The organism is Ruegeria sp. BE3, assembly GCF_056538865.1.
In genome coordinates this window covers 52,758-76,194 of the sequence record NZ_JBQFTW010000010.1, presented here as the reverse complement: position 1 = coordinate 76,194, position 23,437 = coordinate 52,758, and the positions used below count along the sequence as shown (strand labels likewise).

Annotated in this window: 21 protein-coding genes and 1 tRNA gene; 7 read left to right on the top strand and 15 right to left on the bottom strand. The window is 56.8% G+C overall.

Features of this window, described 5'->3' with window-relative positions:
- Positions 1 to 80 precede the first annotated feature (80 nt).
- The 4 genes from ACR0AZ_RS18220 to ACR0AZ_RS18205 form a co-directional block, all read right to left on the bottom strand.
- Positions 81 to 1,751 (bottom strand): sulfatase-like hydrolase/transferase, encoded by a 1,671-nt coding sequence (locus ACR0AZ_RS18220; protein ID WP_480668025.1) that lies wholly within the window; start codon positions 1,749 to 1,751, stop codon positions 81 to 83.
- A 15-nt stretch (positions 1,752 to 1,766) separates the two neighbouring features.
- Positions 1,767 to 1,997: a (Na+)-NQR maturation NqrM gene (nqrM, locus tag ACR0AZ_RS18215; RefSeq protein WP_170692282.1), complete on the bottom strand. Its 231-nt coding sequence runs from the start codon at positions 1,995 to 1,997 to the stop codon at positions 1,767 to 1,769.
- A gap of 15 nt (positions 1,998 to 2,012) precedes the next feature.
- Complete coding sequence (locus tag ACR0AZ_RS18210; protein WP_480472847.1) at positions 2,013 to 3,038, bottom strand: FAD:protein FMN transferase; 1,026 nt, start codon at positions 3,036 to 3,038, stop codon at positions 2,013 to 2,015.
- A 67-nt stretch (positions 3,039 to 3,105) separates the two neighbouring features.
- Positions 3,106 to 3,291: a hypothetical protein gene (locus ACR0AZ_RS18205; protein ID WP_480471951.1), complete on the bottom strand. Its 186-nt coding sequence runs from the start codon at positions 3,289 to 3,291 to the stop codon at positions 3,106 to 3,108.
- A gap of 123 nt (positions 3,292 to 3,414) precedes the next feature.
- Between ACR0AZ_RS18205 and ACR0AZ_RS18200 the strand changes: the two genes are divergently transcribed.
- A complete protein-coding gene (locus ACR0AZ_RS18200) occupies positions 3,415 to 3,939 on the top strand; it encodes a CBS domain-containing protein (protein WP_480472849.1) in 525 nt (174 codons plus the stop codon).
- 4 nt (positions 3,940 to 3,943) lie between these two features.
- Here ACR0AZ_RS18200 and ACR0AZ_RS18195 read toward each other — a convergent pair whose 3' ends face one another.
- Entirely contained in the window at positions 3,944 to 4,723 is a 780-nt protein-coding gene (locus ACR0AZ_RS18195) for a metallophosphoesterase family protein (protein WP_480472851.1), read from the bottom strand.
- 151 nt (positions 4,724 to 4,874) lie between these two features.
- On the opposite strand from ACR0AZ_RS18195, the gene ACR0AZ_RS18190 reads away from it, so the two are divergent.
- Positions 4,875 to 5,888, top strand: coding sequence for a GDP-mannose 4,6-dehydratase (locus tag ACR0AZ_RS18190; protein WP_480472853.1), 1,014 nt, complete (start codon positions 4,875 to 4,877; stop codon positions 5,886 to 5,888).
- A gap of 14 nt (positions 5,889 to 5,902) precedes the next feature.
- Positions 5,903 to 7,186, top strand: coding sequence for a Vi polysaccharide biosynthesis UDP-N-acetylglucosamine C-6 dehydrogenase TviB (gene tviB / locus ACR0AZ_RS18185; RefSeq protein WP_480471954.1), 1,284 nt, complete (start codon positions 5,903 to 5,905; stop codon positions 7,184 to 7,186).
- A 59-nt stretch (positions 7,187 to 7,245) separates the two neighbouring features.
- Here tviB and nqrF read toward each other — a convergent pair whose 3' ends face one another.
- Genes nqrF through ACR0AZ_RS18155 form a run of 6 tightly spaced genes read right to left on the bottom strand, consistent with a single transcriptional unit; the run spans position 7,246 to position 13,106 of the window.
- Positions 7,246 to 8,469, bottom strand: coding sequence for an NADH:ubiquinone reductase (Na(+)-transporting) subunit F (gene nqrF / locus ACR0AZ_RS18180; protein ID WP_480472855.1), 1,224 nt, complete (start codon positions 8,467 to 8,469; stop codon positions 7,246 to 7,248).
- Between the two features lie 10 nt (positions 8,470 to 8,479).
- The gene (nqrE, locus tag ACR0AZ_RS18175) at positions 8,480 to 9,088 is read right to left on the bottom strand and encodes an NADH:ubiquinone reductase (Na(+)-transporting) subunit E (RefSeq protein ID WP_050603817.1); all 609 of its coding nucleotides are present in this window, start codon (positions 9,086 to 9,088) and stop codon (positions 8,480 to 8,482) included.
- Positions 9,088 to 9,741, bottom strand: a complete 654-nt coding sequence (locus ACR0AZ_RS18170; RefSeq protein WP_152460184.1) for an NADH:ubiquinone reductase (Na(+)-transporting) subunit D — start codon at positions 9,739 to 9,741, stop codon at positions 9,088 to 9,090. The genes nqrE and ACR0AZ_RS18170 overlap by 1 nt, the downstream gene beginning before the upstream one ends.
- Positions 9,741 to 10,556 (bottom strand): Na(+)-translocating NADH-quinone reductase subunit C, encoded by an 816-nt coding sequence (locus ACR0AZ_RS18165; RefSeq protein ID WP_480668024.1) that lies wholly within the window; start codon positions 10,554 to 10,556, stop codon positions 9,741 to 9,743. Before ACR0AZ_RS18165 ends, ACR0AZ_RS18170 begins: the two co-directional genes overlap by 1 nt.
- Positions 10,549 to 11,757 (bottom strand): NADH:ubiquinone reductase (Na(+)-transporting) subunit B, encoded by a 1,209-nt coding sequence (locus ACR0AZ_RS18160; protein ID WP_480668023.1) that lies wholly within the window; start codon positions 11,755 to 11,757, stop codon positions 10,549 to 10,551. Before ACR0AZ_RS18160 ends, ACR0AZ_RS18165 begins: the two co-directional genes overlap by 8 nt.
- A 5-nt stretch (positions 11,758 to 11,762) precedes the next feature.
- Positions 11,763 to 13,106 carry a Na(+)-translocating NADH-quinone reductase subunit A gene (locus ACR0AZ_RS18155; RefSeq protein ID WP_480668022.1) on the bottom strand — a complete coding sequence of 448 codons (1,344 nt, stop codon included), beginning with the start codon at positions 13,104 to 13,106 and terminating at the stop codon, positions 11,763 to 11,765.
- Positions 13,107 to 13,404: 298 nt separating this feature from the next.
- Between ACR0AZ_RS18155 and ACR0AZ_RS18150 the strand changes: the two genes are divergently transcribed.
- Entirely contained in the window at positions 13,405 to 14,520 is a 1,116-nt protein-coding gene (locus ACR0AZ_RS18150) for a THUMP domain-containing class I SAM-dependent RNA methyltransferase (protein ID WP_480472861.1), read from the top strand.
- A gap of 575 nt (positions 14,521 to 15,095) precedes the next feature.
- On the opposite strand, the gene ACR0AZ_RS18145 is transcribed toward ACR0AZ_RS18150, so the two are convergent.
- Positions 15,096 to 16,109, bottom strand: coding sequence for a nucleotidyltransferase family protein (locus ACR0AZ_RS18145; protein WP_480472888.1), 1,014 nt, complete (start codon positions 16,107 to 16,109; stop codon positions 15,096 to 15,098).
- A 429-nt stretch (positions 16,110 to 16,538) separates the two neighbouring features.
- Between ACR0AZ_RS18145 and ACR0AZ_RS18140 the strand changes: the two genes are divergently transcribed.
- On the top strand, positions 16,539 to 16,844 hold the full coding sequence (locus ACR0AZ_RS18140; protein ID WP_480668021.1) for a tyrosine-type recombinase/integrase: 306 nt from the start codon (positions 16,539 to 16,541) through the stop codon (positions 16,842 to 16,844).
- 437 nt (positions 16,845 to 17,281) lie between these two features.
- Here ACR0AZ_RS18140 and ACR0AZ_RS18135 read toward each other — a convergent pair whose 3' ends face one another.
- The 3 genes from ACR0AZ_RS18135 to ACR0AZ_RS18125 form a co-directional block, all read right to left on the bottom strand.
- Positions 17,282 to 17,698, bottom strand: coding sequence for a hypothetical protein (locus ACR0AZ_RS18135; RefSeq protein WP_480668020.1), 417 nt, complete (start codon positions 17,696 to 17,698; stop codon positions 17,282 to 17,284).
- Between the two features lie 221 nt (positions 17,699 to 17,919).
- Positions 17,920 to 17,996 (bottom strand) — tRNA-Pro (locus tag ACR0AZ_RS18130).
- A 366-nt stretch (positions 17,997 to 18,362) separates the two neighbouring features.
- A complete protein-coding gene (locus ACR0AZ_RS18125) occupies positions 18,363 to 19,253 on the bottom strand; it encodes a LysR family transcriptional regulator (RefSeq protein WP_480471972.1) in 891 nt (296 codons plus the stop codon).
- A gap of 112 nt (positions 19,254 to 19,365) precedes the next feature.
- Here ACR0AZ_RS18125 and ACR0AZ_RS18120 point away from each other — a divergent pair, with 112 nt between their 5' ends.
- The gene (locus tag ACR0AZ_RS18120) at positions 19,366 to 20,916 is read left to right on the top strand and encodes an NADH-quinone oxidoreductase subunit L (protein WP_480471973.1); all 1,551 of its coding nucleotides are present in this window, start codon (positions 19,366 to 19,368) and stop codon (positions 20,914 to 20,916) included.
- A gap of 14 nt (positions 20,917 to 20,930) precedes the next feature.
- Positions 20,931 to 23,339 (top strand): YbcC family protein, encoded by a 2,409-nt coding sequence (locus tag ACR0AZ_RS18115; protein ID WP_480668019.1) that lies wholly within the window; start codon positions 20,931 to 20,933, stop codon positions 23,337 to 23,339.
- Positions 23,340 to 23,437: the final 98 nt, after the last annotated feature.

Sequence of the window (23,437 nt, the reverse complement as noted above, 5' to 3'; positions counted from 1 at the left end):
GCTCTCCGGGTGCAGTGTTGCCACCTTCTACCCCCTGCCCGCGCAAGGTTGAACCGTCTTTCGGCGCTGCAAGGGCAGAATTAATCTGCCTTGTAATCCCCAAATGGCCGTGCCTTACGGTTGCGGTATTTCACGGTCAGCTCAAGCGGCATATCGTTTTCGTCGTAGATACCAATCACTACGCCTGTTCCACGGCTCGATCCGCGCATGTTCAACAGCTGCTCCTCGGACCGGGTTGTGCGCTGAGACGGACGGCGGGCCCAGGCAAATAGATAGTCATACATCTCGGCGATAATGTCTGCGTGCTCATCGCTTTCGCCCAGATCGGTCAGTTCATCTGGATCAGTCTCCAGATCGAACAAAAGCGGGCGATAGCCACCCTCACAATGGACCAGCTTCCATTTCTCGTTTGCGACCATGAACATGACCGCATCCCGCACCGAAGCATTCAGCATCTGGGCAATGGGCGAAGCAGAATAGTCGTATTCGCAGATAACGACATCGCGCGGGGTGTTGTCGGATTGCCCATGTAGAATCGGCAGCAACGAATGCCCTTCGAGGATGTGTCCGGCGGGTTCTCCGCCTGCAACCTCCAGAAAGGTGGGGGCCAGATCGATGGATTCGACCAGCGCGTCGCAGGTGGTGCCGCGTGTCGCGTCAGCTTCGGGTGATGGATCATAGATGATCAGCGGCATTTTGGTTGAGGCATCGTGGAAGAAGGTCTTCTCCCCCATCCAGTGATCGCCCAGAAAATCCCCATGGTCCGAGGTCAGCACGATCATGGTGTCCTGCATCCGCCCGGTCTGCTCCATCCAGTCGAATAGCCGCCCCATCTGATCATCGGCCTGTTTGATCAGGCCCATATAGGCCGGGATCACAGCCTCGCGCACATCCTGACGTGAGAATGTCTGGCCAATTTTCGTGTCCATGAACGCCTTGAGCACTGGATGCGCATTCTGCCGCTCAGCCTCGGACCGAACCACCGGCAGTACGTGCTCGGGGCCGTACATCGAGGCATAGGGTTCCGGCACGATGTAAGGCCAATGCGGCTTGATATAGCTGAGGTGACAGCACCACGGCCCTTCATGGCCGTCCATAAACTCAATTCCACGAGAGGTCAGATAGGGCGTTTCGCTGTCTTCCTCGGCGATATTGGCCGCCTCGGATGAGTTTTTCAGAAACCAACCCGACAGCACATTGCCATCTGCATCCAGACCCGAATTGGCAAAATCGTGCCAGGGATTGTCACTGTCGTAACCTTTGTCCTTCAGATATTCGTTGTACTTCTTAGCCCCACCGGGATCATAGAAACCATCGGGTCCCTCGGGGCGCATCCCATCATCGCGTTCAAATACATCAAACCCGCATTCGGCTACGCGCGCACCGATCAGGCTGTCGGGCTCAAGCCCCAAACGGGCCATGCCCTCGGCATCTGCGCGCATATGGGTCTTGCCGACCAACCAGCAACCCATCCCCGCCTTGCGCAAATGATCGCCCATGGTCATCTCACCGACTTTCAGCGGAATACCATTCCACGACGCACCGTGCGAATGCACATAGCGGCCGGTATAAGTCGACATACGGGAACTGCCGCAAATCGGAGACTGGATGTATGCGCGGTCAAAACGCACGCCCATCGCAGCGAGCCGGTCAATATTCGGGGTATGGAGATGTGGATGTCCGTAGCAGCTGAGGTAGTCCCAGCGCAATTGGTCGAACATAATGAAGAGGATGTTCCTGGCTTTGCTCATGCCAAGAGGGGTATCCTAGCCTTCCATCTGTTGCAGCATCTTTTTCGCACGCTTGCACTGCAACTGGTCGCGCAGAGGGCTGTCGGGATCGACATCCTTTTGGCAGACCACACATTTATCGGCACCAGAGATCGCGTTCAGGCCACCGCAGCTGCCCTTGATGGTCTTGCCCATCAGCATCACACCCAGCGCCATACCAACCATGACGATCAGCAACAGGAAAAAGGCCAGAATAAAGGTGCTCATAACGGTTCCTACCGGTCAGTTGGTCCCCAGCGCATCCTTGAACGCGCTGCTTTGTACGGTGATATAGGCTTCTTCCCCGCTTGTCACATCCCGCGAGATGAAGAACACGGCAAGTTTATGCTTTTCGGCCAGTTCCATGCCCTTTTCCTGCCCCAAGGCCAGCATCGCCGTCGCCCATGCATCCGCCATCATCGCGCTGTCTGCCAGAACCGTAACCGAAGTGGTGCGATGCGTGATCGGGCGCCCGGTCGTCGGGTCGATGATGTGGGAATAGCGAACGCCATCCTGTTCGAAGAAATTCTTGTAATCGCCCGAGGTCGCCATGCCGAGATTATCCAGAGATACGATCAACTGAATGGCCTGAGCACTGGCCTCCGGCTTTTCGATACCGATCCGCCAGGCCTCACCCTTGTCATTCTCGCCCATGGCCACAAGATCGCCTCCGATCTCGACCATGTAATTCTCGATCCCCGCTTCGCGAATCCGGGCGGCAACCGCATCAATCCCGTAGCCCTTGGCGATGGCAGACAAGTTAATCCCTACACCCGGTTCAGACTTGGCCAGCGTCCCCGACGCCCGATCCAGAGTCAGCAGGCGCGCCTGACCAACCTGATCCAGAGCGGCGTTGATTTCAGCATCTGCAGGTACCGGATCCTCGGGCTTGCGCGGACCAAAACCCCAGAGTTCGATCAACGGGCCGAGGGTGACGTCAAACGTGCCTTCGGATTTGGCATGAACCTCGTTGGCGGCCTCCACGACCAGCGCGAATTCATCAGAAACCGGCATAGGATCCGTGCTGGCTGAGGCGGAAAAGGTCGATACCTCGGAGTTTGGGTCCCAATTGGACATTTGCGCATTGACCTGCGCCAGCGTCTCTTGCACCGCCTCGCCAAGCGCCGCTTCGTCCAGATCGTCACCGATTGCGGTGATGTTGAACGTCGTTCCCATCGTCTCACCCGACAGCGAAACTACATCAGGTTCGGTATCGAACAGGCAGCCGGTCACAAAAAGCAGCGAAGCCAGAGCAATCAGATGGCGCATCGGGCGATCTCCTGGGAAAATCCGTGCCCGGCGTATGCCAGTGGCCATGCGCAGAGTCAAACCGGCTTCATATCTTGAGCGGCAGAAAGGCCAGCATAAAAAGCCCGATTGCCGCCGGGACGCCGAACACCCACGCACGCCTCTGCCAGCCGGGGAGTTGCTGCTTCCAGGCCATGCGAAAATTGTGTCCGCAGACAACTACAAAAAAGAAGATCAACGCGGCTATGGGCGGGGTCAGGTACAGTTCGCTCACGTGATCGAATTTCCTTGTAAAGTGGCCGGGTTACGCCGGTCTGCAAATTTGCACCCTATACAGCGGCTGCCCCTTCGTTAAGGTGGACAGAACAGAGATATCCCAAGACAGAGGAGACCGCCCATGGCCCCAAGCTCTTACCAGCCCCCTACACGTGGCGACAAGGCCGCGTCGACAACCCGCAGTCAGTCGGTTGAAACCAACCTGTCACAGACCCATTCGACGGTTGCGAAACTGCTGGAAGGCAAAGGGGATGCAGTATTTGCGGTGCGCCCGAACGACACGATACATTCGGTTGTCGATATCCTGCGCGACAAACATATCGGTGCCGTGGTTGTAACGGACCAGAACGGCGCACTGCAGGGCATTTTGTCTGAACGTGACATCGTACGCCGTATGGCCGAGACACCGGGTCAGACATTGCCGCAATCGGTGTCTGATCTGATGACGACCGAGGTCAAAACCTGCGCCCCCGAAGATCTTCTGAACGATGTGCTGAAAACCATGACCGAAGGACGGTTCCGCCACATGCCGGTGCTAACCGATGGCAACCTGCGCGGCGTTATTACCATCGGAGACGTGGTGCATTTCCGCCTGAAAGAGCTGGAGTACGAAGCGCTCAAGATGAAGCAGATGATCGTCGGCTAAAGGCTCAGGCCAAGCTACATACGATCCCTGAGCGGTTGGTCGAAATGAACCGGATGGTCCCATCCGAGATTTCGGCCGCCGTAAGCTGGTTTGTCGCAAACGCGCCCGTATCAATTGAAACGACCCTGCCCCGCACGCATGGCTCATCAATGATTGTGTGCCCGTGAATGACCCACTGTCTGTCCCTGCGCGCCTTCGCGGGGAAATTCGGATGGCCCCACAGGCAGGTCCGAGGCATCTGCGCCTCGACCGGTTTTGTTGGGTCCATTGCCGCGTGAACCGCGGTAATATTGCCGGAGGTCCAGTGCAGCGGGCGTTCCCGCAGCCACTCCAACAAGGGCTCACCCATCGCGTGTCTCAACTTCTCGGCCTTAGTTTCCGGCCCCAGATCCAGCGTGCTGGTCAGACCGAACGAGGCCAGCGTCTGCGTTCCTCCGTTATGCATCCAAACGCGTTCAAACTTGGCCGGGTTGTCGAGAAAGCTCAGCAACATCTCTTCGTGATTGCCCTTCAGGCAGATCGCCCTGCCGTGGCGGCTGGTGCTGAGATGACGCAAATGGCGCAAGACCTGGGCGCTGTAATCGCCCCGATCAACATAGTCGCCCAAAAAAACCACCGGAACGGCATCGTCCAGCGCGGCCAGAAGTCTCTGCAAAAGATCAAGCCTGCCATGGATATCGCCAACCGCATAAAACCGGCCCTCAGGGGCCAGTGTCGACAGGTCAGTCCCCTGCGTCTGCACCGATTCCGGGCGCAGAAGAATTTTGATCCATCTCGGCAGCATCGGCCAGATGCCTAACTCGGTAAGCCGGTTGCAGCAATCGCCAAATCCTGATCCCAATGCCTCTGCCCATCAGAAACCTGAAATATCCGCTTGACGATCCGACGAGGAAAGTATCCCTGAGAGGCAGGTTCCGAACAACGGTGTACGATACATGAAACGGGTTTTGATCACGGGTACGGCAGGTTTTATCGGTTATTATCTGGCCAAACTGCTGCTGTCCGAAGGGTTTCGCGTACATGGCTATGACGGAATGACGGATTATTACGATGTCAGCCTCAAGCATCGCCGGCATCAGATGTTGCTGCAAAACCCGAATTTCACCGCAACCGAAGCCCTGCTGGAAGATCACGAAAAGCTGATGCAAATCGCTGATGAGTTCCAGCCCGAGATCATCGTACATCTCGCAGCGCAAGCAGGCGTGCGCTACAGCCTGGAAAACCCACGCAGCTACATCGACTCGAACGTTGTGGGTACGTTCAACGTGATGGAGGTCGCCCGACTGCATAAGGTCGACCACCTGCTGATGGCCTCGACCTCTTCGGTTTATGGGGCAAATGAGGAGATGCCGTTCACCGAGGTTGAAAAAGCCGATCATCAGCTGACGATCTACGCCGCCACCAAGAAGGCAAACGAGGCGATGGCGCATTCCTATGCGCACCTTTGGGACCTTCCGACGACCATGTTCAGATTCTTCACGGTCTACGGGCCTTGGGGACGCCCCGATCTTGCGCTTTTCAAATTCGTGGATGCGATCCTCGATGGTCGTCCGATCGACATCTACAATCACGGGGATATGTATCGCGATTTCACCAATGTCGAAGACCTCGTGCGTGGTATCCGGCTACTGATCGACGTGCCCCCCGTGCGCCCCTCGGACCGCGATGAGATCGAAGAAGGAGACAGCCTGTCCCCCGTCGCACCGCATCGTGTGGTGAATATCGGGAACGGCGATAAAGTGCGTCTGATGGATTTCATCGAAGCCATCGAAGACGCGATTGGCCAGAAAGCCATCCGGAATTACATGCCCATGCAAATGGGCGATGTGCCGGCGACTTGGGCTGATAGCGCATTGCTGCAACGCCTGACCGGATATCGTCCGCAGACCGACTTCAAGGACGGCGTTGCGCAATTCGTCAAGTGGTTCCGAGAATATTACGGGAAATGATCTGAGTGACCGGCATGTTTGAAACCGACCCGAATGCCCGCAAGATTGCTGTGATCGGCCTCGGCTATGTCGGCCTGCCGCTGGCAGTGGCTTTCGGCAGGATCGGGCCAGTGCTGGGGTTCGACATCAATGCCGAGCGGATTGCCGCGCTTCGTGCCGGAGAAGATACGACGCTTGAAGTTGAACCTGCTGAGCTGAGCGCGGCAGATGGATTGACCTTCACCACCGACGCGGCGGATCTGGCCACATGTGATACCTTCATCGTGACGGTCCCCACGCCGATTACTGCGGGCAAACAGCCTGATCTTGCCCCATTGCTCAGCGCATCTGAAACGGTTGGCGCAGTGCTAAAGCCCGGCGATCTAGTGATTTACGAATCCACCGTTTACCCCGGCGCCACCGAAGATGATTGCGTGCCGGTGCTGGAACAGGTCTCGGGCCTGACATTCAATCGCGATTTCTTTGCGGGGTACAGTCCAGAACGGATTAACCCCGGTGACAAAACTCATCGGATCGCCGATATCTGCAAAGTCACCTCTGGCTCCACACCCGAGGTCGCGGATCTGGTCGATACCCTTTACGCGCGGATCATCACCGCCGGGACCCACAAAGCCGAGAGCATTCGCGTCGCCGAGGCCGCAAAGGTCATCGAGAACACGCAGCGTGATCTGAACATCGCGCTGGTGAACGAATTGGCGATGATCTTTGGTCGTCTGGGGATCGACACCGACGCCGTGCTGCGCGCGGCGGGCACCAAATGGAATTTCCTGCCCTTCCGACCCGGACTGGTCGGCGGGCATTGCATCGGCGTCGACCCCTACTACCTGACCCACAGGGCCGAAGCCGTTGGTCATCACCCTCAAATCATACTGGCAGGGCGGCGCCTGAACGATGGCATGGGCAGTTATGTCGTTTCACAACTCGTCAAACGGATGACCCGCGAAGGCATCAATGTCAGCGCGGCGCGCGTATTGGTGTTGGGGCTAACCTTCAAGGAAAACTGCCCCGATCTGCGCAACACCCGAGTGATCGATATCGTGACCGAATTGCAGGACTACGGCGTTGCAGTGGATGTGCATGATCCGCATGCCGACCCGCAATCAGCGTTCGATGAATACGGTATATCGCTGATCGATAAGGCCCATTCCGGAACGTATGACGGCATCGTGGTGGCCGTTGCGCATCGCGAATACCTGGCGCTCGATCCAAGCGAAATTCGAAGATATGGCAAAGACCAAAGCGTTTTGTTCGACGTCAAATCCTGCTTGCCGATAGAGGCAAGCGATCTGCGTTTGTAATCCTTCACCGTAGCCGAGAAGAAAAAACCGGCGCCCTGAAGCGCCGGTTTTTTTTGGTATCACCCGCCGAAATCGTCGAGCATGATATCTTCGCGGTCCACGCCCAAATCCAGCAGCATGTTGATGACCGACTGGTTCATGATTGGCGGGCCACACATATAGTATTCGCAATCTTCCGGCGCGGGGTGGTTCTTCAGGTATTCCTCGAACAGCACGTTGTGGATAAAGCCGGTATAACCTTTCCAGTCATCCTCGGGCTGGGCATCCGACAAGGCGACGTGCCATTCGAAATTGTCGAACTCTTTGGCCAGAGTGTCGAAATCCTCGACAAAGAACATCTCTTTTTTCGAGCGCGCACCGTACCAGAAGCTGATCTTGCGGTTGCGGTTTTCAAGGCGCTTGAGCTGATCGAAGATGTGGCTGCGCATCGGGGCCATACCGGCACCACCACCGATGAAGACCATCTCTTTCTCGGTCTCGCGAGCAAAGAACTCGCCAAACGGGCCCGAGATTGTGACCATATCGCCCGGTTTCAGGTTAAAGATATACGACGACATCTGACCCGGCGGGATACCTTCGGACCCCGGAGGGGGTGAAGCCACGCGGACGTTCAGCATGATCATGCCCTTCTCGTCCGGGTAGTTGGCCATCGAATAGGCGCGCTCAATCGGTTCGGCGACGACGGATTTGTACTGCCACAGATTGAAACGATCCCAGTCTTCCCGATACTCTTCTTCAACATCGAAATCGGTATAGGCCAACTGGTGCGCAGGCGCTTCGATCTGGATATAACCACCGGCGCGGAAGTTCACATCTTCGCCTTCAGGCAGATCCAGCGTCAGAGCCTTGATGAAGGTCGCCACATTCTCGTTCGAGCGAACGGTGCATTCCCATTTCTTGACGCCGAAGACCTCTTCGGGAACTTCAATGTCCATGTCCTGCTTGACCGCAACCTGACAGGATAGCCGGTCACCGCACGACGCTTCGCGTTTGGTGATATGGCTTTCTTCGGTCGGCAGGATCGATCCACCGCCGGAATGCACGCGCACGCGACATTGTGCACATGTACCGCCACCGCCGCAGGCGGAGGGCACGAACAATTTCTCTGCTGCCAACGTTTGCAGCAGCTTGCCACCCGCCGGGACCGAAATGGTTTTCTCACCATTAATGGTAATGTTCACGTTGCCAGTCGATACCAGCTTAGACCGCGCCGCCATGATGATGGCCACCAAGGCCAGAACGATGACGGTAAAAAGGGCGACGCCTAGGGTAAAGGTCTCCATTCCGCCCTCCTTACAGTTTCACGCCGGAGAAGGACATGAAGGCCATCGCCATCAGTCCAGCGGTGATGAAGGTAATGCCAAGACCCTGCAGACCATCGGGAATATCAGAGTACTTCAGCTTTTCCCGAACACCCGCCATCGCGGTGATCGCCAACGCCCAACCAAAGCCGGAAGACAGACCGTAAGTCGCCGCCTCGGCAAAGTTGTAGTCGCGCTCGACCATGAACAACGAACCGCCGAGGATGGCGCAGTTCACCGTGATAAGCGGCAGGAAGATCCCCAGCGCGTTGTAGAGCGGCGGGAAATACTTATCGAGCACCATCTCTAGGATCTGAACCATCGCCGCAATCACGCCGATATACGAAATCAGGCCAAGGAAGGTCAGGTCCACATCCGGGAACCCGGCCCATGCCAACGCGCCCGGTTTAAGAAGATAGTTCAGCAGCAGGTTGTTAGCAGGCACGGTGATGGCCTGCACGACCATGACCGAAATCCCCAGACCCAGCGCGGTCGAGATCTTCTTCGACACGGCGATGAAGGTACACATCCCCAGAAAGAAGCTCAGCGCAAGGTTTTCGACAAAGATGGCCTTTACGGCCAGTGAAATCAGACCTTCCATCAGTGGGCCTCTACCTGCTGGATTTTGTATTCACGCTCTTCCACCTGGTTCGGCTTCCATGTGCGGAAGGCCCAGATGATCAGACCGATGATGAAGAACGCCGACGGGGGCAGCAGCAGCATGCCGTTGGGCACGTACCAGCCACCATTGTTGACGGTCTCCAGAATGGTGACACCGAACAACGACCCGGCCCCGAACAGCTCACGAATGAAGCCGACCAGCAGCAGGATCAGGCCATAGCCCATTCCGTTACCCATACCGTCGATGAAAGACGCGACCGGGGGGTTCTTCATCGCAAAGGCCTCGGCGCGGCCCATCACGATGCAGTTGGTGATGATCAGGCCGACGAAGACCGACAGTGTTTTGGAAATTTCAAATGCATAGGCCTTGAGGATCTGGTCTACTAGGATCACCAAAGACGCGATGATCACCATCTGCACGATGATCCGGATCGAACCCGGGATCTGATTGCGCAGGCATGAGATGAAGAAGGACGAGAACGAGGTCACGAAGATCACCGCCAGCGCCATCACCATCGATACCTGCAGTGACGAGGTCACCGCCAGCGCCGAACAGATGCCCAGCACCTGCAGCGTGATCGGGTTGTTGTCGACAAGCGGGTCGACCAGCATCTCTTTCTTGGTCTGAGACATCAGAGCTCTCCTGCTTGCAGTTTGGCCAGGAACGGAGCATAGCCCGCGTCGCCCATCCAGAATTTCACCAGGTTATCGACACCGACCGAGGTCAGCGTGGCACCTGCCAGCGCGTCGACATAGAAATCGGGGCCTGCAGCAGGTTGCGACTTGGCAACGGTAATCTGCAGATCACCTGCATCGTCACGCAGCTTCTTGCCGTTCCACAGCGCTTTCCAGCGTGGGTTGTCCACTTCGGCACCCAGACCGGGTGTCTCGCCGTGCTGATAGAACTGAAGGCCGAAGATATCGTTGCCGTTGTTTTCCAGCGCGATGAAGCCATAGAGCGTAGACCACAGGCCATAACCGTGAAGCGGCAGGATTACCTTGTCCAGTGCGCCTGCATCATCACGCAGCAGATAGATCACGCGGTAATTAGACTTGCGTCCGATCCCAGCCGGGTCGTCATCCAGAGCGACGCTCAGTTCTGGATCGCTGGCAGCGGCGATATCATCGAAGGTGGTCGGGTCGAACTGATCGTCTACGAAATCACCGGTCGACAATTCCAGTACATGCGGTTCAAAGGCGGCGAATGCCTCGGTCACGTCAATACCCGGTTCGTAGATGCCGGCGACCTGCAGAACGTTGATCTGCTTATCTTTCAGTCGATTGACTTCCTGCACCGGGCGCAGGCTGACCGCAGCGGCGGACACGACCATCGAGGCAACAAGGCAGACGGCCACGGCAATAAAGATCGTTTTGCCAACCGAGTCCGGCGAAGCCGCCAGAAATTTGGCGATCGCGCCTTTGGGTTCGTTGGATTGCGTATCAGACATGGCGACGCGCCCTCCGTTTGATATTGGCCTGGACGACGAAATAGTCGATCAGTGGCGCAAAAACGTTTCCGAACAAGATTGCCAGCATCATACCCTCGGGGAAAGCCGGATTGATGACGCGGATCATCACAACCATGATACCAATCAGCGCGCCATAGATGTAGCGGCCCGTGTTGGTGTGGCTGGCCGAGACGGGCTCGGTTACCATGAACGCCAAGCCGAAGGCATAGCCCCCAAGAACAATGTGCCAGTACCAAGGCATCGCGAACATCGGGTTGGTGTCCGATCCGATCAGGTTCAGCAGCAGCGTGAAGCCGATCGTGCCTGCCAGACAGCCCACGATCAGGCGATAATTGGCAATCTTGGTCGTCAGCAGGAAGGCCAGACCGATCATACAAGCCAGCGTCGATGTCTCACCAAAGCTGCCCTGGATTTGCCCGAAGAAGGCGTTGGCCCAGGTGATCCCATCAGCCGCCAGCGCCTGAACGCCCTCAGCCGCAGTAATGCCCAACGCGGTCGCGCCGGAGAAACCATCAACCGGGGTCCAGACCGAGTCTCCCGACATTTGTGCGGGATAGGCGAAGTACAGGAACGCACGCCCCACTAGAGCTGGGTTCAGGAAGTTTTTACCTGTGCCGCCAAACACTTCCTTGCCGATCACGACACCGAATATGATCCCCAATGCAACCTGCCACAAAGGTACGGTCGCAGGCATGATCAGCGTGTAAAGCATTGAGGTAACAAGGAAACCTTCGTTCACCTCATGGCCCCTCACGGTGGCGAAGATGACCTCGAAGATACCGCCTGCCACCAAAGTGGTGATGTATATCGGTAAGAAATACATCAATCCATGCATCACATTGGCGAATACGCTTTCAGGGTTCAGCGAGATCCCGAACATCTGCAGGATCGCAATCCGCCAGCCAGTTGCCGAGTCGGGCCCCAACGCGGCAATGGCCGAGTTCGCCTGATAGCCGGTGTTGTACATCCCCCAAAGGATACAAGGGATCGTAGCGATCACGACATAGGTCATGATCCGCTTCATATCTACGTAAGAGCGCGCATGCGGCGCGACGGTCGTGACGGTTTTCGGAGTGTAGATAAAGCTCTCCACCATCTCATAGATGGGGAAATACTTCTCGTACTTGCCGCCTTTGGTAAAGTTCGGCTCAATCCGATCGAAGAAGCTGCGCAAACCCATGTGGATCAGCCCTCCTTTTCAATCTTGGTGAGGCAGTCGCGCAGCGCCAGCCCGTATTCATATTTTGCCGGGCAGGCAAAGCCCACAAGGCCCAGATCTTCTTCGTCCAACTCCAACGCACCCAGCGCCTGCGCGGTATCGGTATCCATCACCAAGAGCGCGCGCAGCAATTGTGTGGGCAGATAATCCTGCGGCATCAGCTCTTCGAACACGCCCGTCGGCACCATGGCGCGGCGGCCACCGTTCAGGTTCGAGGTGAACGCATAGAGCTTCTTGGCAAAGGCCGAGCCCAAAACAGGCTGTACCGAGTATTTGGACGGCATCGGACGAATCCAACCCATCGGGATTTGGTCATGGTCTTCACGAATAATGCTGATCTGTCGCGCGAAACGGCCGAGATAGGCTGTCGGCCCTTCAGCATGCCGCCCGGACAAGATCGAACCCGAGATAATCCGCGCGGTACCGTCGACAGATACTTCGTCTCGGGTCAGGTCATCGGTCGATGCGCCCATCACGGTGCGGATCAGGCGCGGTTGACGTGCCCCCGGCCCTGCCAGCGCAATCACGATATTCTGGTCCAGATGACCGGTCTGCATCAGGCGACCAATCGCGATCACGTCCTGATAGCCTACGGTCCAAACCTGCTTGTCCCCGGCCAGTGGCTCGAGGAAATGGATGTGCGTTCCCGCCAGACCCGAGGGGTGCGGCCCGGAAAACGCAGCAGCTTCAACGCCCGGTAAGTCTGCTCCGGGAACCGATGCTCCCTCTTGCTGGCACAGATAAGTCGTACCTTCAGTCAGCTTTGAGACAGCTGCGAGACCTTCTGCAAACGCTTCACCGGCATCTGAAATGATCAATGCCGCATCGCCTGCCAGCGGATCACTATCCATCGCGGTCACGAAAATCGCAGCGGGCTTGGTGCCCGGCTCAGGCATCTTCGAATAGGGGCGTGTGCGGAAAGACGTCCACAGCCCAGCGGCGCACAGCTTGGCCGCGACACCTTCGGCGGTCTCGGAGTCTCCGATGCCCGAGAAATCCACGCCACCATCATTGGCATCAGAGACCTCGATCACGACACTCTGCAATACTCGGCGCGCCCCGCGATTGATCGCCACGACCTTGCCGGTCAGCGGCGCAACCATCATCGCATCAGGCGCATCCTTATGACAGAATAGCGGAGTGCCACGTTGGACCGCATCGCCCTCTTGCACCAGCATTTTGGGCTTGAGACCGATATAGTCTCCTCCCAGAACCGCGACCGACGAGAACTCGGGCCCCGGCTGGATTTTCTGTTCGGGCGCGCCCTCAACCGGCAGGTTTAGCCCTTTTTTGAGTTTGAAAGTCTGCATGTCGCTCTGTTCTTCCAAGCCTTCTTCCCTGCGCCCCGAAATCCGGGCTGTTGCTTTGGTATGTCCGCACCCGGCAATGGGGCGCGATGCGTTGACACGCATCCAAGACACCGGTCGCGCGCGCAGGCGCAACTTCAATCCACGCTCCTTTACGCAAGCGTGGCTCGAAACGCAAACCTGTTACCGCTGAAACTGGCATGCAGGCACCACTTTCGTTGGAATTGCGTCAAAATGCCAGCGAATTGCGTCGCGGAATTTGCCAGTCGCGTCCGCAGATCATCCGGTGTAAGCATCCGAGATGGAAAATACTGAAGATCTCGAGATATTTCTTGTCGCCACACCGGGCCTCGAAGCCCCCTTATGCGCCGAAGCTCGTGAACGCGGCTTTGCCGGCGCACGCATCACCCCCGGAGGCGTGACATGCCGCGGTGACTGGCCCGAGGTCTGGCGCGCAAATCTGCAGCTGCGTGGGGCAAACAAGGTTCTGGTTCGCCTGGGCAGTTTCCCAGCGGTTCATCTGGCGCAGCTGGACAAACGAGCGCGCAAGTTTCCATGGGCAGAACATTTTCGCCCGAACGTACCGATCAAAGTCGAAGCCACCAGTCGGAAATCCCGCATCTATCACGCGGGCGCAGCGCGTCAGCGTGTCGAGAGGGCGATATCCGAAACGCTGGGCGCTCCGATCTCAACCGAAGCTCCCATAAGGGTTCTGCTGCGAATCGAAAAGGATATCTGCACATTTTCAGTCGACAGTTCAGGCGAGCCACTGCATAAGCGCGGCCATAAACCCGCCGTTGCAAAAGCCCCAATGCGCGAAACCATGGCCGCAATGTTCTTGCGCGAATGCGGGTTTGACGGATCCGAACCGGTTCTAGACCCCATGTGCGGATCTGGCACCTTCCCGATTGAAGCGGCTGAGATTGCTCTCGGCCTGAATCCCGGTCGGACCCGCACCTTTGCGTTCGAATATCTGGCATCATTTGACCGGAATACCTGGCAGGATCTGCGACAAAATCCGGCAGCACCCGCACTGGAGTCGATCTATTTCGGCTCTGATCGCAATGCAGGCGCCATTGAGGCCGCAACTACCAACGCAGATCGCGCCGGTGTCTCCAATGTCACCCGTTTTCAACACCGCTCGATCAGCGACATCAAACCACCTGAAGGACCTGAAGGCCTCGTGATCGTGAATCCTCCTTACGGGGCCAGAATTGGCGATGAAAAGCGACTGCGCTCGCTTTATGGCACATTGGGAAAGGTATTAATGAGCCGCTTCCTGGGCTGGCGCGTCGGCATCGTTACCACAACCCCGGGACTTGCACGCGCCACCCGCCTTCCGATGTTGCCACCGGGACCGATCGTTGACCATGGCGGCACCAAAATTCGCCTATATCGTACTGATCCGCTGACTTAACGTCGTAGAGAAACCTACTGTTATCGACATTGTTTAGTCTCTGTTTCGCACCAAATGGTCCTTTCCAACCGCAGTGGTTCGCTTCCATAAGACCGGGGGTGCGTAATACAGCCCCGACCGAGGAAGAAGCGCGATGGACCACTAAATATACCGTAGAAGAGGTGCTTGCCGTCGATCCTCCCTCGCTGAAGTCGTCCGCGTTGTATTTGGGAAAACGGAGGATCCGCCATGTCGATGTCATCGGTATGAGCTGTCATACCCATGTCGAAACGGACACCCAAGGCAACTTCGTAGAGGCGAGCCTACGTGCTGCCCTCGTGGAGGCACGAAAGGCAGCTTTGTCCGACTACGTAGCGGAATGGGCAGGCGGCCCTGTGGGCGCCTTGTTTTATTGGTCGGAATGAGAGGATTCGAACCTCCGGTCCCTGCCTCCCGAAGATCGGTGTAGATGGCCAAGCCATTGATTTTAGGTCATAGAAGCGCTGATTTTCAGGCAGCTTTACCAATCCAACCAGTCCTGCCCCGGTTCGACAGGTTCATTGAACCAAGGAGAACTGTCTACTATCGCGCGCTCCTTACTGTTCTTGTAGCAGGCGCTGTATCTTTGGCATCCGGCTCAGGCTGGCTTTGATCCGGGAGCGCCACTTAGGGCCACGAGAGAGAGCATCTTCGTAGGCGTCCTGCAACTCATCGGGCCGATCTTCAGCAAGCACGTCAATCAGGAACGCTGCCTGACGCCGATCTTTTTCAGCCTTGAGGCTTTCTTCGCCGAGACGACGATCTGCAACGATCAGCTTGTGGATGGCATAACGCTCGGGCTGCGGGATCTGCACCAATACGCCACTACGGTAAGTGACAGCAGCTTTGATCGGTTCTGCGATCAGGTAGTTCAAATGGTGCAGCCCTTGTGCATCCACACCCAAAGCAGGCAGTTCGCGCACACTTTCATCCTCACCGAAGGATGGCGTTAGAAACTCGACGAGTGTATCGCCGCGCGTCTGTTTCCAGCGCCAGGTGCGACCAGCCTTGAGACTGGGCTGCGGAGCGAAGTCAAAATCGCCGAACACATTCTCAAGTGGTGGGAATGCGGCATCCTCCAGCACCAGTGACAATCTTGAGAAGCTAGCGATGTCGATGTCATCGGTGTGAGCCGCCATATCCATGTCGAAACGGACACCCAAGGCACCTTCGTAGAGGCGAAAGGCATGGGTGCCCACAATGGTGCCTCCGAGACGAAATACACCGGACGCCGCCATCGCCGAAAGCATGCTGCCTGTCGCCGCATCCAAGCCCAGAAAACCTTCAGCTCTGAGAAGCCGCACGAGGCGTGTCCGGCTACGGCGTCGCTCTTCCTGGCGAGCCTTCAAAGCCTTGTGCTGCTCCAACCTTCCCTGCAAGTCTTCGCTGTCCTCACCGATGTAGCGCTTCTTGACATCAGAGCCGATACGGTAAGTGTCATACCAGTAGGTCCTACCGTTTCGTTCGACACGCGTGGGGATGCCCCGGATGTCCGAAACAGCATCGTCCTGCAAGGACCGCAGAAGGTCGTGATAGGCAGCATGCGCTATGGATGAGTGGTGCGTGAACATCTTTATCCCCGCTGTGTTCAACAGATTCAATTTTTGTTGAGCATGCCTGATGTTCAACAAAAAATAAAGATGTTGAACATCCCGCGTTTCCTTCCGCACATCCCCAACCTTAGTATCGCTAAAGAGAAGACATGCAGTTTGCGCTGGAACAGGCGATTGGCCGGGCAGCAGCTGAGGCGGTTGTGGAAGTATTTGGCGAACCCGTTAATAGAAACGAAATTGGCTGGCTCCAGGCGATCCGTGAGGCCTCAAACAATACCGATCCCAGGATAATCAGCAGGTTACACGCAGCGATCAACGCGACTTTCGGGAGGTGGTGAATTTCATGTCTGACCATGAGGAAGACCTAACAACCAACGAGCGCCTGAGCGAGGTCAGATCAACCTTCGTAGGGGTGAAGGGTAGAGAAAGGGGGACGCTATTGTTCCTATGACTGCGAGCTTGCGCGCTGCGCTTGTGGAGGCGCCAAAGGCCGCGTTTTCCGACTATGTAATTGAACGGGCAGGTGGCCCGGTGAAGCCCATCAAGAAGAGCTTCAAAGCGACGGCGGTCGCTGCTGGGTTGCTTGACGTCTCGCCTCACGTGCTCCAGCACGCGGCCGCTGCCCATATGGCCGAGGCAGGCATTCCGAAGGAGGAGATAGCCCAGTTTCTCAGCCACTCAGACTCGCGGATCACCGCGCCCGTCTATGCTCGCTACAGCCCGGAACACCTGAGTAAAACCACAATCTTGTAACTCACGAACCGCATCAACAGCAATTGATCGGGACAACTTCGTCACCGCCGATGCCTCTGCCAGACAGGCATCTGACTTCCCGGTTCGGATTGTAACCTTCAACATCCCGTTCAGGAACACCGTCGCGTTGTCCGATAACTCTGTGAACGCACGCAACGCTACTGCGTCTGACAGTCTGATCACGGCGTCCGGTGCTGGCTCGTTGCTGTGGCGGTTCCTGCGGTTTACTTCTGCCTTGCTGCTCTTGGTCATCTCTGCACCTTCTCGCGATTCTCTCTCGCTGGCAGCGCTTCTAGTTCGATGTCGCTGAACCGCCTTGCATCGATGTCTGGCGCAACCTCAATCAACATCAGTTCCAGCTCTGCGATACGAGCGTTCTTCGCCTCGTTGTCTGCAATCAGTGTTGCGATGCGAAGATCACGTTCTTCAACACGGCGTTACAGACGCTGGTTCTTCGACAGTGAGCGCGGCTTCTTCCACTTGCTACCTTGTGTAGTACCGGGTTCCGGAGCGTTCTCGATCTTCGTCCCTTCGATAGTCCCATCGTCGTTTAGAAGCGTAGACCGCTCTGCGTGCGTGTCCATCGTTTGCGCCGCACTACTGACCATCCCGGCTGGCATCTGACCGAAGTGCGCTGGGTGCACCACTGGCACGTCACTCTCTGGCAGCGCAATCAGTCCGAGCTGCACCAACTGAGCCAAGCCTGCAGCGGCTTGCTCGTGCGCCCACTCCGGTCGGTTGCTGATCTCGTCGAACAGGCGCTGCGCATCACCGCTCCAGCCGTTCAATGCACCGTCACGCATCAACCGTTCCATCATCGGCCTGTCTGCTTCGACTGTATTGCCCCACCTCACTGCGTCGCTGCGTTTACCGTATGATTTGCTAGCCGTCCTGTCGTTACGTCTAACGATGCACTGCCACTTGATTCCACGCTTCCTAATGGTTGCCATACTGCTTGCTCCGTAGAACGGGCAACGCGAGGATGCGATTGACGAGAGAGTGACAGACATATGCACTTCGGTGCGTGCTGTAACCTAGAACTGACGAAGATGCGTTACACATCAAGCAGTTGATTTGGTCGGAGTGAGAGGATTCGAACCTCCGACCCCTGCCTCCCGAAGACAGTGCTCTACCAGGCTGAGCTACACTCCGACCGTGGCGGGTGATCTATACCCGAGGGTTTGGATGTGCAAGAGGGTTTTTTAGTGATCAACCCCGTCTACACAGCACAGTTTGAATGTTAGTGAAGGGCTGATCTACGCTCCATCGGAATGACGGTTTCTGGGTTAGATAGGCGTTATTGGCTTTGTTGGTTCGCATGAATGATGAACGGCAGTTGCATTGCGGCAAAGTGTTTAGAGCGCAGTATTGAGCCCGACATTGAGGACAACGGCTCAGGAACTCGGCAAGATGCACGACGAAATGTGTTGCGACTAGGAAGACACTTGGGAAATCACGCCTTCTCAAGCCACGACAATTGATGAAAATACCAAGACGTTCCTGTGTTATTCTGCGCTCTCAGGCCAGAAAAGAAGACACAGAATTCTGTTCCAGAAGGTCCTGGACCAAGGGGTTCGGAAACCGGCGCCTTAATGTTATGGCGTAAAAGGTTTCCTTGATGCGCGGATGGTCGGTGGCCTCCTTGAGGCGACCTGAATTGAGCTCATCCGTCACCACGATTGGTGCGACCAGAGCAAGCCCGATATCCTCGCGCGCTAACAGGCGCATCATCGCCATGTCATCTACTTCTGCAGCGATCTGAGGCCGGACGGACAGGCGGCTGGCCATTGCATCGAATGCAGTGCGCACGCTGCTGTCGGTTGTCGGCAAAATGAAGGGCTGATTGCTCAGTAGCTCTTTGATCGGGCGGTCCTGTTTCAGTCGCTCCGGGGTTCCGACGATGCTGACAGCTTGTTCTCCGATATGGTGTGTTTCATAGGGTGTCAGACTGTCGTCCGGCGGTGGGCGGTTCATCAGGACCATGTCCAGGTTCAACGTTTCCAACCCCTCGAGCAATTCGGTCGGGCTGCCAGAGCGCAGGATAACTTCGACGTCGATGCGCGAGAGAATGGGCCTGAGAAACCCGACCTGAAAATTGCGCGACAAGGTTGCAAGCGCACCGACACGCAGGGCTTTCCGGTCCTGCACGGTGCTACTCAACGTTGCGACAAGTTCCTGCCCAGTCGAGAAAATTGCATCTGCATGATCCAGTGCGATACGGCCAGCCTCGGTCAGATGTAACTGCCGTCCGCGACGCTCGAACAGCGCATGGTCAAGGCGTTCTTCCAGTTGCTTGATTTGAACCGAAAGCGCTGACTGCGACAGGTTTAACCGCTGCGCAGTTCGGGTCAGATTCCCGTCATGGGCGACAGCCCAAAAATACCGGAGATGATGATAATTCAATGGCATTACGTTCTAAAATATCGAACGATATTAAAATAACAATGAATTTTTATTGTTAGAATAGCTGCCCTAGTCAGTCTCAACGGCTTCTGGCCTCGAGAACTGAAGGAACGCGATCATGATTTATCTTTTTTTGCCCCTGCTCAGCCCTCTGGTGCTGATTGCGGCTGCAATTCACGCAGCACAACATCCGGGGAAGCGGCCCGGGACGGTGCCGATACTAACAGAGGTGGCCGCATTTGTGGCCTTTGCAATTGCGACTCTGACTGCTGCGTTGCTGGTTGTAAAAGGTCCCGGCACATCTGCTCTGATCGGGTTCATGGGGTTCGGTTTGTCCATACGCCTTGACGCGGTGAGTTCGATCATGCTCGTGCTTGTCAGCTTTATTGGCTGGATCGTGCTGCGCTATTCCAAGACATATATGGACGGGGAACAGCATCAGGGCGCGTTCACAAGCTGGATGGCAGCGACCTTGGCCGCAGTTCTGCTTTTGGTCATGTCGGGCAATCTCTTTCAGCTTTTTGCAGCGTGGATGGCAATCAGCCTGCTACTGAAACGGCTGCTGTTGTTTTATCCCGAACGCAAGACAGCGCGACGTGCAGCACGTAAGAAAGCCGTTGTTGCACGTCTAAGCGAAGGCACATTGGTAGCGGCTTTCATTCTCTTGATTGCCGCGACCGGGACAAGCGATATCGAAACCATCCTTGCGATGGTTGAGGCGAATTGGATGTCAATGACCGCGGCGCTTTTGATTGCCATCGCGGCCGTCTTGGCATCTGCGCAATTCCCGCTACACGGTTGGCTGACCGAGGTGATGGAGGCTCCGACGCCAGTCTCCGCACTTCTACACGCAGGTGTTATCAACGCTGGTGGGTTCCTGCTGATCCGGTTTGCAGATGTCATGCTACTTGCCCCGGGGGTGATGGCGCTACTTGTTATGCTGGGCGGGTTTACCGCGCTGTTTGGCGGATTGGTTATGCTGACCCAGTCGGCAGTCAAAACTTCGCTCGCGTGGTCGACCATTGCGCAGATGGGTTTCATGGTCTTGCAATGCGGCCTTGCGCTGTTCCCGCTGGCTCTGCTGCATATCGTGGCGCATTCGCTCTACAAGGCGCATGCCTTCCTGAGTTCCGGTGAGGCTGTGCGCAACGTCGCTGCGATCCGTCGCCCGGGACCGACTGCAGTGCCAAGTGCACGGAACGTTTTGCAGGCGTTCATCTTTGCAATCGTGATCTATGGCCTTGTCGGTACGATCATCGGATTTGACGGCAAGTCGATCCAGATCATCGCCCTTGGTGTAATCCTGATCTTTGGTGTCGCCTACTTGCTGGCGCAAGGATTTGCAGACTCGGCCCCGCGCGAACTGATGCAACGCACCGCCGTTTTCGCCCTTGTCACCTCAGTCAGTTACTTCCTGCTGCAAGCCATCGTACAGCACCTGACAGCTGGTACATTGCCGCAGCCCCCCTACCCCGGCCCGCTGGAATGGGCGCTTATCATACTGGCGCTTGTAAGTTTTGGCGGCGTCGCCGTTGCCCAAGCCACCTTCCCGTTATGGGCCATGCATCCAACTGCTGCCGGCCTTCGCGTCCACCTAACCAACGGCCTTTATGCCAATGCGGTTTTCGACAAGCTTCTGGACAGTTGGTCCAGGCGGTCAGTAGCCTGAAAGGAACAGAGTCCATGTTTGCAAAACTCGAAGTTTACCCCGCCGCGCTGCTGGAACTTGTGACCGAAGCCAACGATGCCGCAAAAGCAATCCCACCGCTTTTCCCACTGTCGGCAAATGTAGCGGTGAATCCCTTCTTGGGTCAGACAGGCGAACCACTGGCCGTCGCTGCCGCGCGCCTGGCACGGACGGGTGGCGCCCGCATAATGCCTCAACGGTCACATTGGGCTGCGCTGCTGAAGGCTGGTGACATCACCAAGACGGATCTGAGTGATGCCGTCACTGCGGTCGAGGATCAATTCAATGCACCCAAATTGCAGGACATTTGGGAAGCTCTGGAGGTCGAGACAGATGACGCCCAAGCCTTGCCGACAGTTGCTGAGCTGGCAGCGGAAGTCTCGGGTTTCGATTGGCCGGGTTTGATTGACGACCGCATCGGCGCATGGGCGGCCAGTCATTTTGATCAGGGCCAAGCGTTCTGGCCGCAGTCCAACACGCGGGGTACCTTTCATTCATGGCGTGAATTTGCATCGCGGGATCTGACGCCCGAGATCCATGGGTTGTCCGGTTTCTGCGCTTTCGTGACCGATACAAATCGCTCGCACTGGCGCGCCATCGGCCGGGCTTCGGAACGGCTTAGCGTTGATATGGGTGCCGCGAAGACCGCTTTTCACCGCTGGCTGATGACGCTCGGCGGATGGGCTCAGTACGGGCGTTATTTCCTGTGGCAAGCTGAACTTGAAGGTGCGAGTGACAGCACGGTGACCGAGCTGCTGGCTGTACGTATGGTCTTCGACGAGGCGTTATTTAATTTCTACGAAGAACAGATTGCCGGGCGTTGGGCTGAAGTTATTGCAGCACACCGAACCCTGGTCACGCCGTCGAAAGAACTTGTGATCGACACTGTGCTGCAGGATGCATCCGAGCGGGCACAGCAGCGCCTGCTTGCAAAAACTCTGCTTGGTGGGAAACCACGTAATGCACAGGGCCGCCCCGAGGTGCAGGCGGCCTTTTGCATCGATGTCCGCTCAGAGGTTTTTCGTCGGGCCTTTGAAGCGCAGGATGCCAAGATAGAAACGATTGGGTTCGCTGGGTTCTTCGGCCTTGCTAGCGCACACAAAGCGGCAGGTTCTGATGTGACCGAACTACGCGGTCCGGTTCTTTTACAAGCTGGCATGTCATCCTGCGCGGCGGAGTCAGAGAAAGCTGATCTAAGCCGTCGCTATACCGCTCGGGCCAAACGCGCCTGGGGACGGTTCAAATTGGCCGCCGTCTCGTCATTTGCCTTCGTCGAAGCAACCGGCCCCCTCTATGCCGGAAAACTGATACGAGACTCGCTAGGTTTGGGGAGTAAAGCGAACGCTGACCCGGCACCACAGCTGGACCCATCCATCGACTTGAAAACTCGGGTTGAACTGGCGAAATCCGTGTTGTCGGCGATGTCGCTTACAAAGGGCTTCGCACCGATTGTGATGCTGGCCGGTCATGGCGCCGACGTTACCAACAACCCGCATCAAAGTGCGTTACAGTGCGGTGCATGCGGTGGCTATGCCGGCGATGTGAATGCCCGTCTTCTGGCGGCACTATTGAACGAGCCTGACGTGAAGCTTGGTCTGCGTGACCATGGCGTCGACATCCCTTCTGACACCGTCTTTCTGCCGGCACTACATAACACAACCACAGATGAGGTTTTGGTGTACGAACTGGACCTGCCTGCTGGAGTACCGACCGACAAACTCGCGCTTTTGAAAACATGGCTGGATGCAGCGGGAAACCTCGCCCGTGCAGAGCGGATGCACCGTCTGCCCCGTGCTGATGGCGCCGACAGAATTCTAAAGCGGGCACGAGACTGGGCCGAGACTCGTCCGGAATGGGGCCTTGCAGGATGCCGTGCCTTTGTCGCAGCTCCGCGGAACCGCACGGATGGAGTGGATCTGTCCGGCAAAGCGTTCCTGCACAACTACGATTGGCGAAGGGATGATGAATTCAATGTGCTGGAGTTGATAATGACCGCACCGGTTGTCGTCGCCAGCTGGATCAGCTTGCAGTATTATGGCTCGACCGTTGCCCCGAACCTGTTCGGAGGTGGTAACAAACTGCTGCACAACGTAGTTGGCGGTATCGGAGTTCTAGAGGGCAACACAGGCTCTCCGCGTCCTGGGTTACCTTGGCAGTCCGTCCACGATGGCGCTGCATACCAACACGATCCGCTGCGCCTGTCTGTCATAATCGAAGCCCCGCGAGAGGCGATGTCAGACATTCTGGCTCGTCATCCCGGCGTGCGTGAACTGTTCGACAATGGCTGGCTTCACCTGATTGCTATGGATGAGGAGGGCAAGTTGACCTGGCGCTATCGCGGTGACCTGAAGTGGACAAAATTTAATGAGCATGTCGACGAGGCACAGGCAATAGCCGCCGAGTAGCGGGGCTTCGCGCTTCTATAGTAACCAGCACTTGGACGCTGGGATCCCATGATGCCTCTAATGGTATGCGGCCCGGCGGATTATTCAGACACCGCCGG

What these genes read in the sequence shown, in the direction of transcription:
- ACR0AZ_RS18220 (WP_480668025.1), bottom strand. Translation starts at nt 1,751, where the DNA reads ATGAGCAAAGCCAGGAACATCCTCTTCATTATGTTCGACCAATTGCGC.
- nqrM (WP_170692282.1), bottom strand. Translation starts at nt 1,997, where the DNA reads ATGAGCACCTTTATTCTGGCCTTTTTCCTGTTGCTGATCGTCATGGTT.
- ACR0AZ_RS18210 (WP_480472847.1), bottom strand. Translation starts at nt 3,038, where the DNA reads ATGCGCCATCTGATTGCTCTGGCTTCGCTGCTTTTTGTGACCGGCTGC.
- ACR0AZ_RS18200 (WP_480472849.1), top strand. Translation starts at nt 3,415, where the DNA reads ATGGCCCCAAGCTCTTACCAGCCCCCTACACGTGGCGACAAGGCCGCG.
- ACR0AZ_RS18195 (WP_480472851.1), bottom strand. Translation starts at nt 4,723, where the DNA reads ATGCTGCCGAGATGGATCAAAATTCTTCTGCGCCCGGAATCGGTGCAG.
- ACR0AZ_RS18190 (WP_480472853.1), top strand. Translation starts at nt 4,875, where the DNA reads ATGAAACGGGTTTTGATCACGGGTACGGCAGGTTTTATCGGTTATTAT.
- tviB (WP_480471954.1), top strand. Translation starts at nt 5,903, where the DNA reads ATGTTTGAAACCGACCCGAATGCCCGCAAGATTGCTGTGATCGGCCTC.
- nqrF (WP_480472855.1), bottom strand. Translation starts at nt 8,469, where the DNA reads ATGGAGACCTTTACCCTAGGCGTCGCCCTTTTTACCGTCATCGTTCTG.
- nqrE (WP_050603817.1), bottom strand. Translation starts at nt 9,088, where the DNA reads ATGGAAGGTCTGATTTCACTGGCCGTAAAGGCCATCTTTGTCGAAAAC.
- ACR0AZ_RS18170 (WP_152460184.1), bottom strand. Translation starts at nt 9,741, where the DNA reads ATGTCTCAGACCAAGAAAGAGATGCTGGTCGACCCGCTTGTCGACAAC.
- ACR0AZ_RS18165 (WP_480668024.1), bottom strand. Translation starts at nt 10,556, where the DNA reads ATGTCTGATACGCAATCCAACGAACCCAAAGGCGCGATCGCCAAATTT.
- ACR0AZ_RS18160 (WP_480668023.1), bottom strand. Translation starts at nt 11,757, where the DNA reads ATGGGTTTGCGCAGCTTCTTCGATCGGATTGAGCCGAACTTTACCAAA.
- ACR0AZ_RS18155 (WP_480668022.1), bottom strand. Translation starts at nt 13,106, where the DNA reads ATGCAGACTTTCAAACTCAAAAAAGGGCTAAACCTGCCGGTTGAGGGC.
- ACR0AZ_RS18150 (WP_480472861.1), top strand. Translation starts at nt 13,405, where the DNA reads ATGGAAAATACTGAAGATCTCGAGATATTTCTTGTCGCCACACCGGGC.
- ACR0AZ_RS18145 (WP_480472888.1), bottom strand. Translation starts at nt 16,109, where the DNA reads ATGTTCACGCACCACTCATCCATAGCGCATGCTGCCTATCACGACCTT.
- ACR0AZ_RS18140 (WP_480668021.1), top strand. Translation starts at nt 16,539, where the DNA reads ATGACTGCGAGCTTGCGCGCTGCGCTTGTGGAGGCGCCAAAGGCCGCG.
- ACR0AZ_RS18125 (WP_480471972.1), bottom strand. Translation starts at nt 19,253, where the DNA reads ATGCCATTGAATTATCATCATCTCCGGTATTTTTGGGCTGTCGCCCAT.
- ACR0AZ_RS18120 (WP_480471973.1), top strand. Translation starts at nt 19,366, where the DNA reads ATGATTTATCTTTTTTTGCCCCTGCTCAGCCCTCTGGTGCTGATTGCG.
- ACR0AZ_RS18115 (WP_480668019.1), top strand. Translation starts at nt 20,931, where the DNA reads ATGTTTGCAAAACTCGAAGTTTACCCCGCCGCGCTGCTGGAACTTGTG.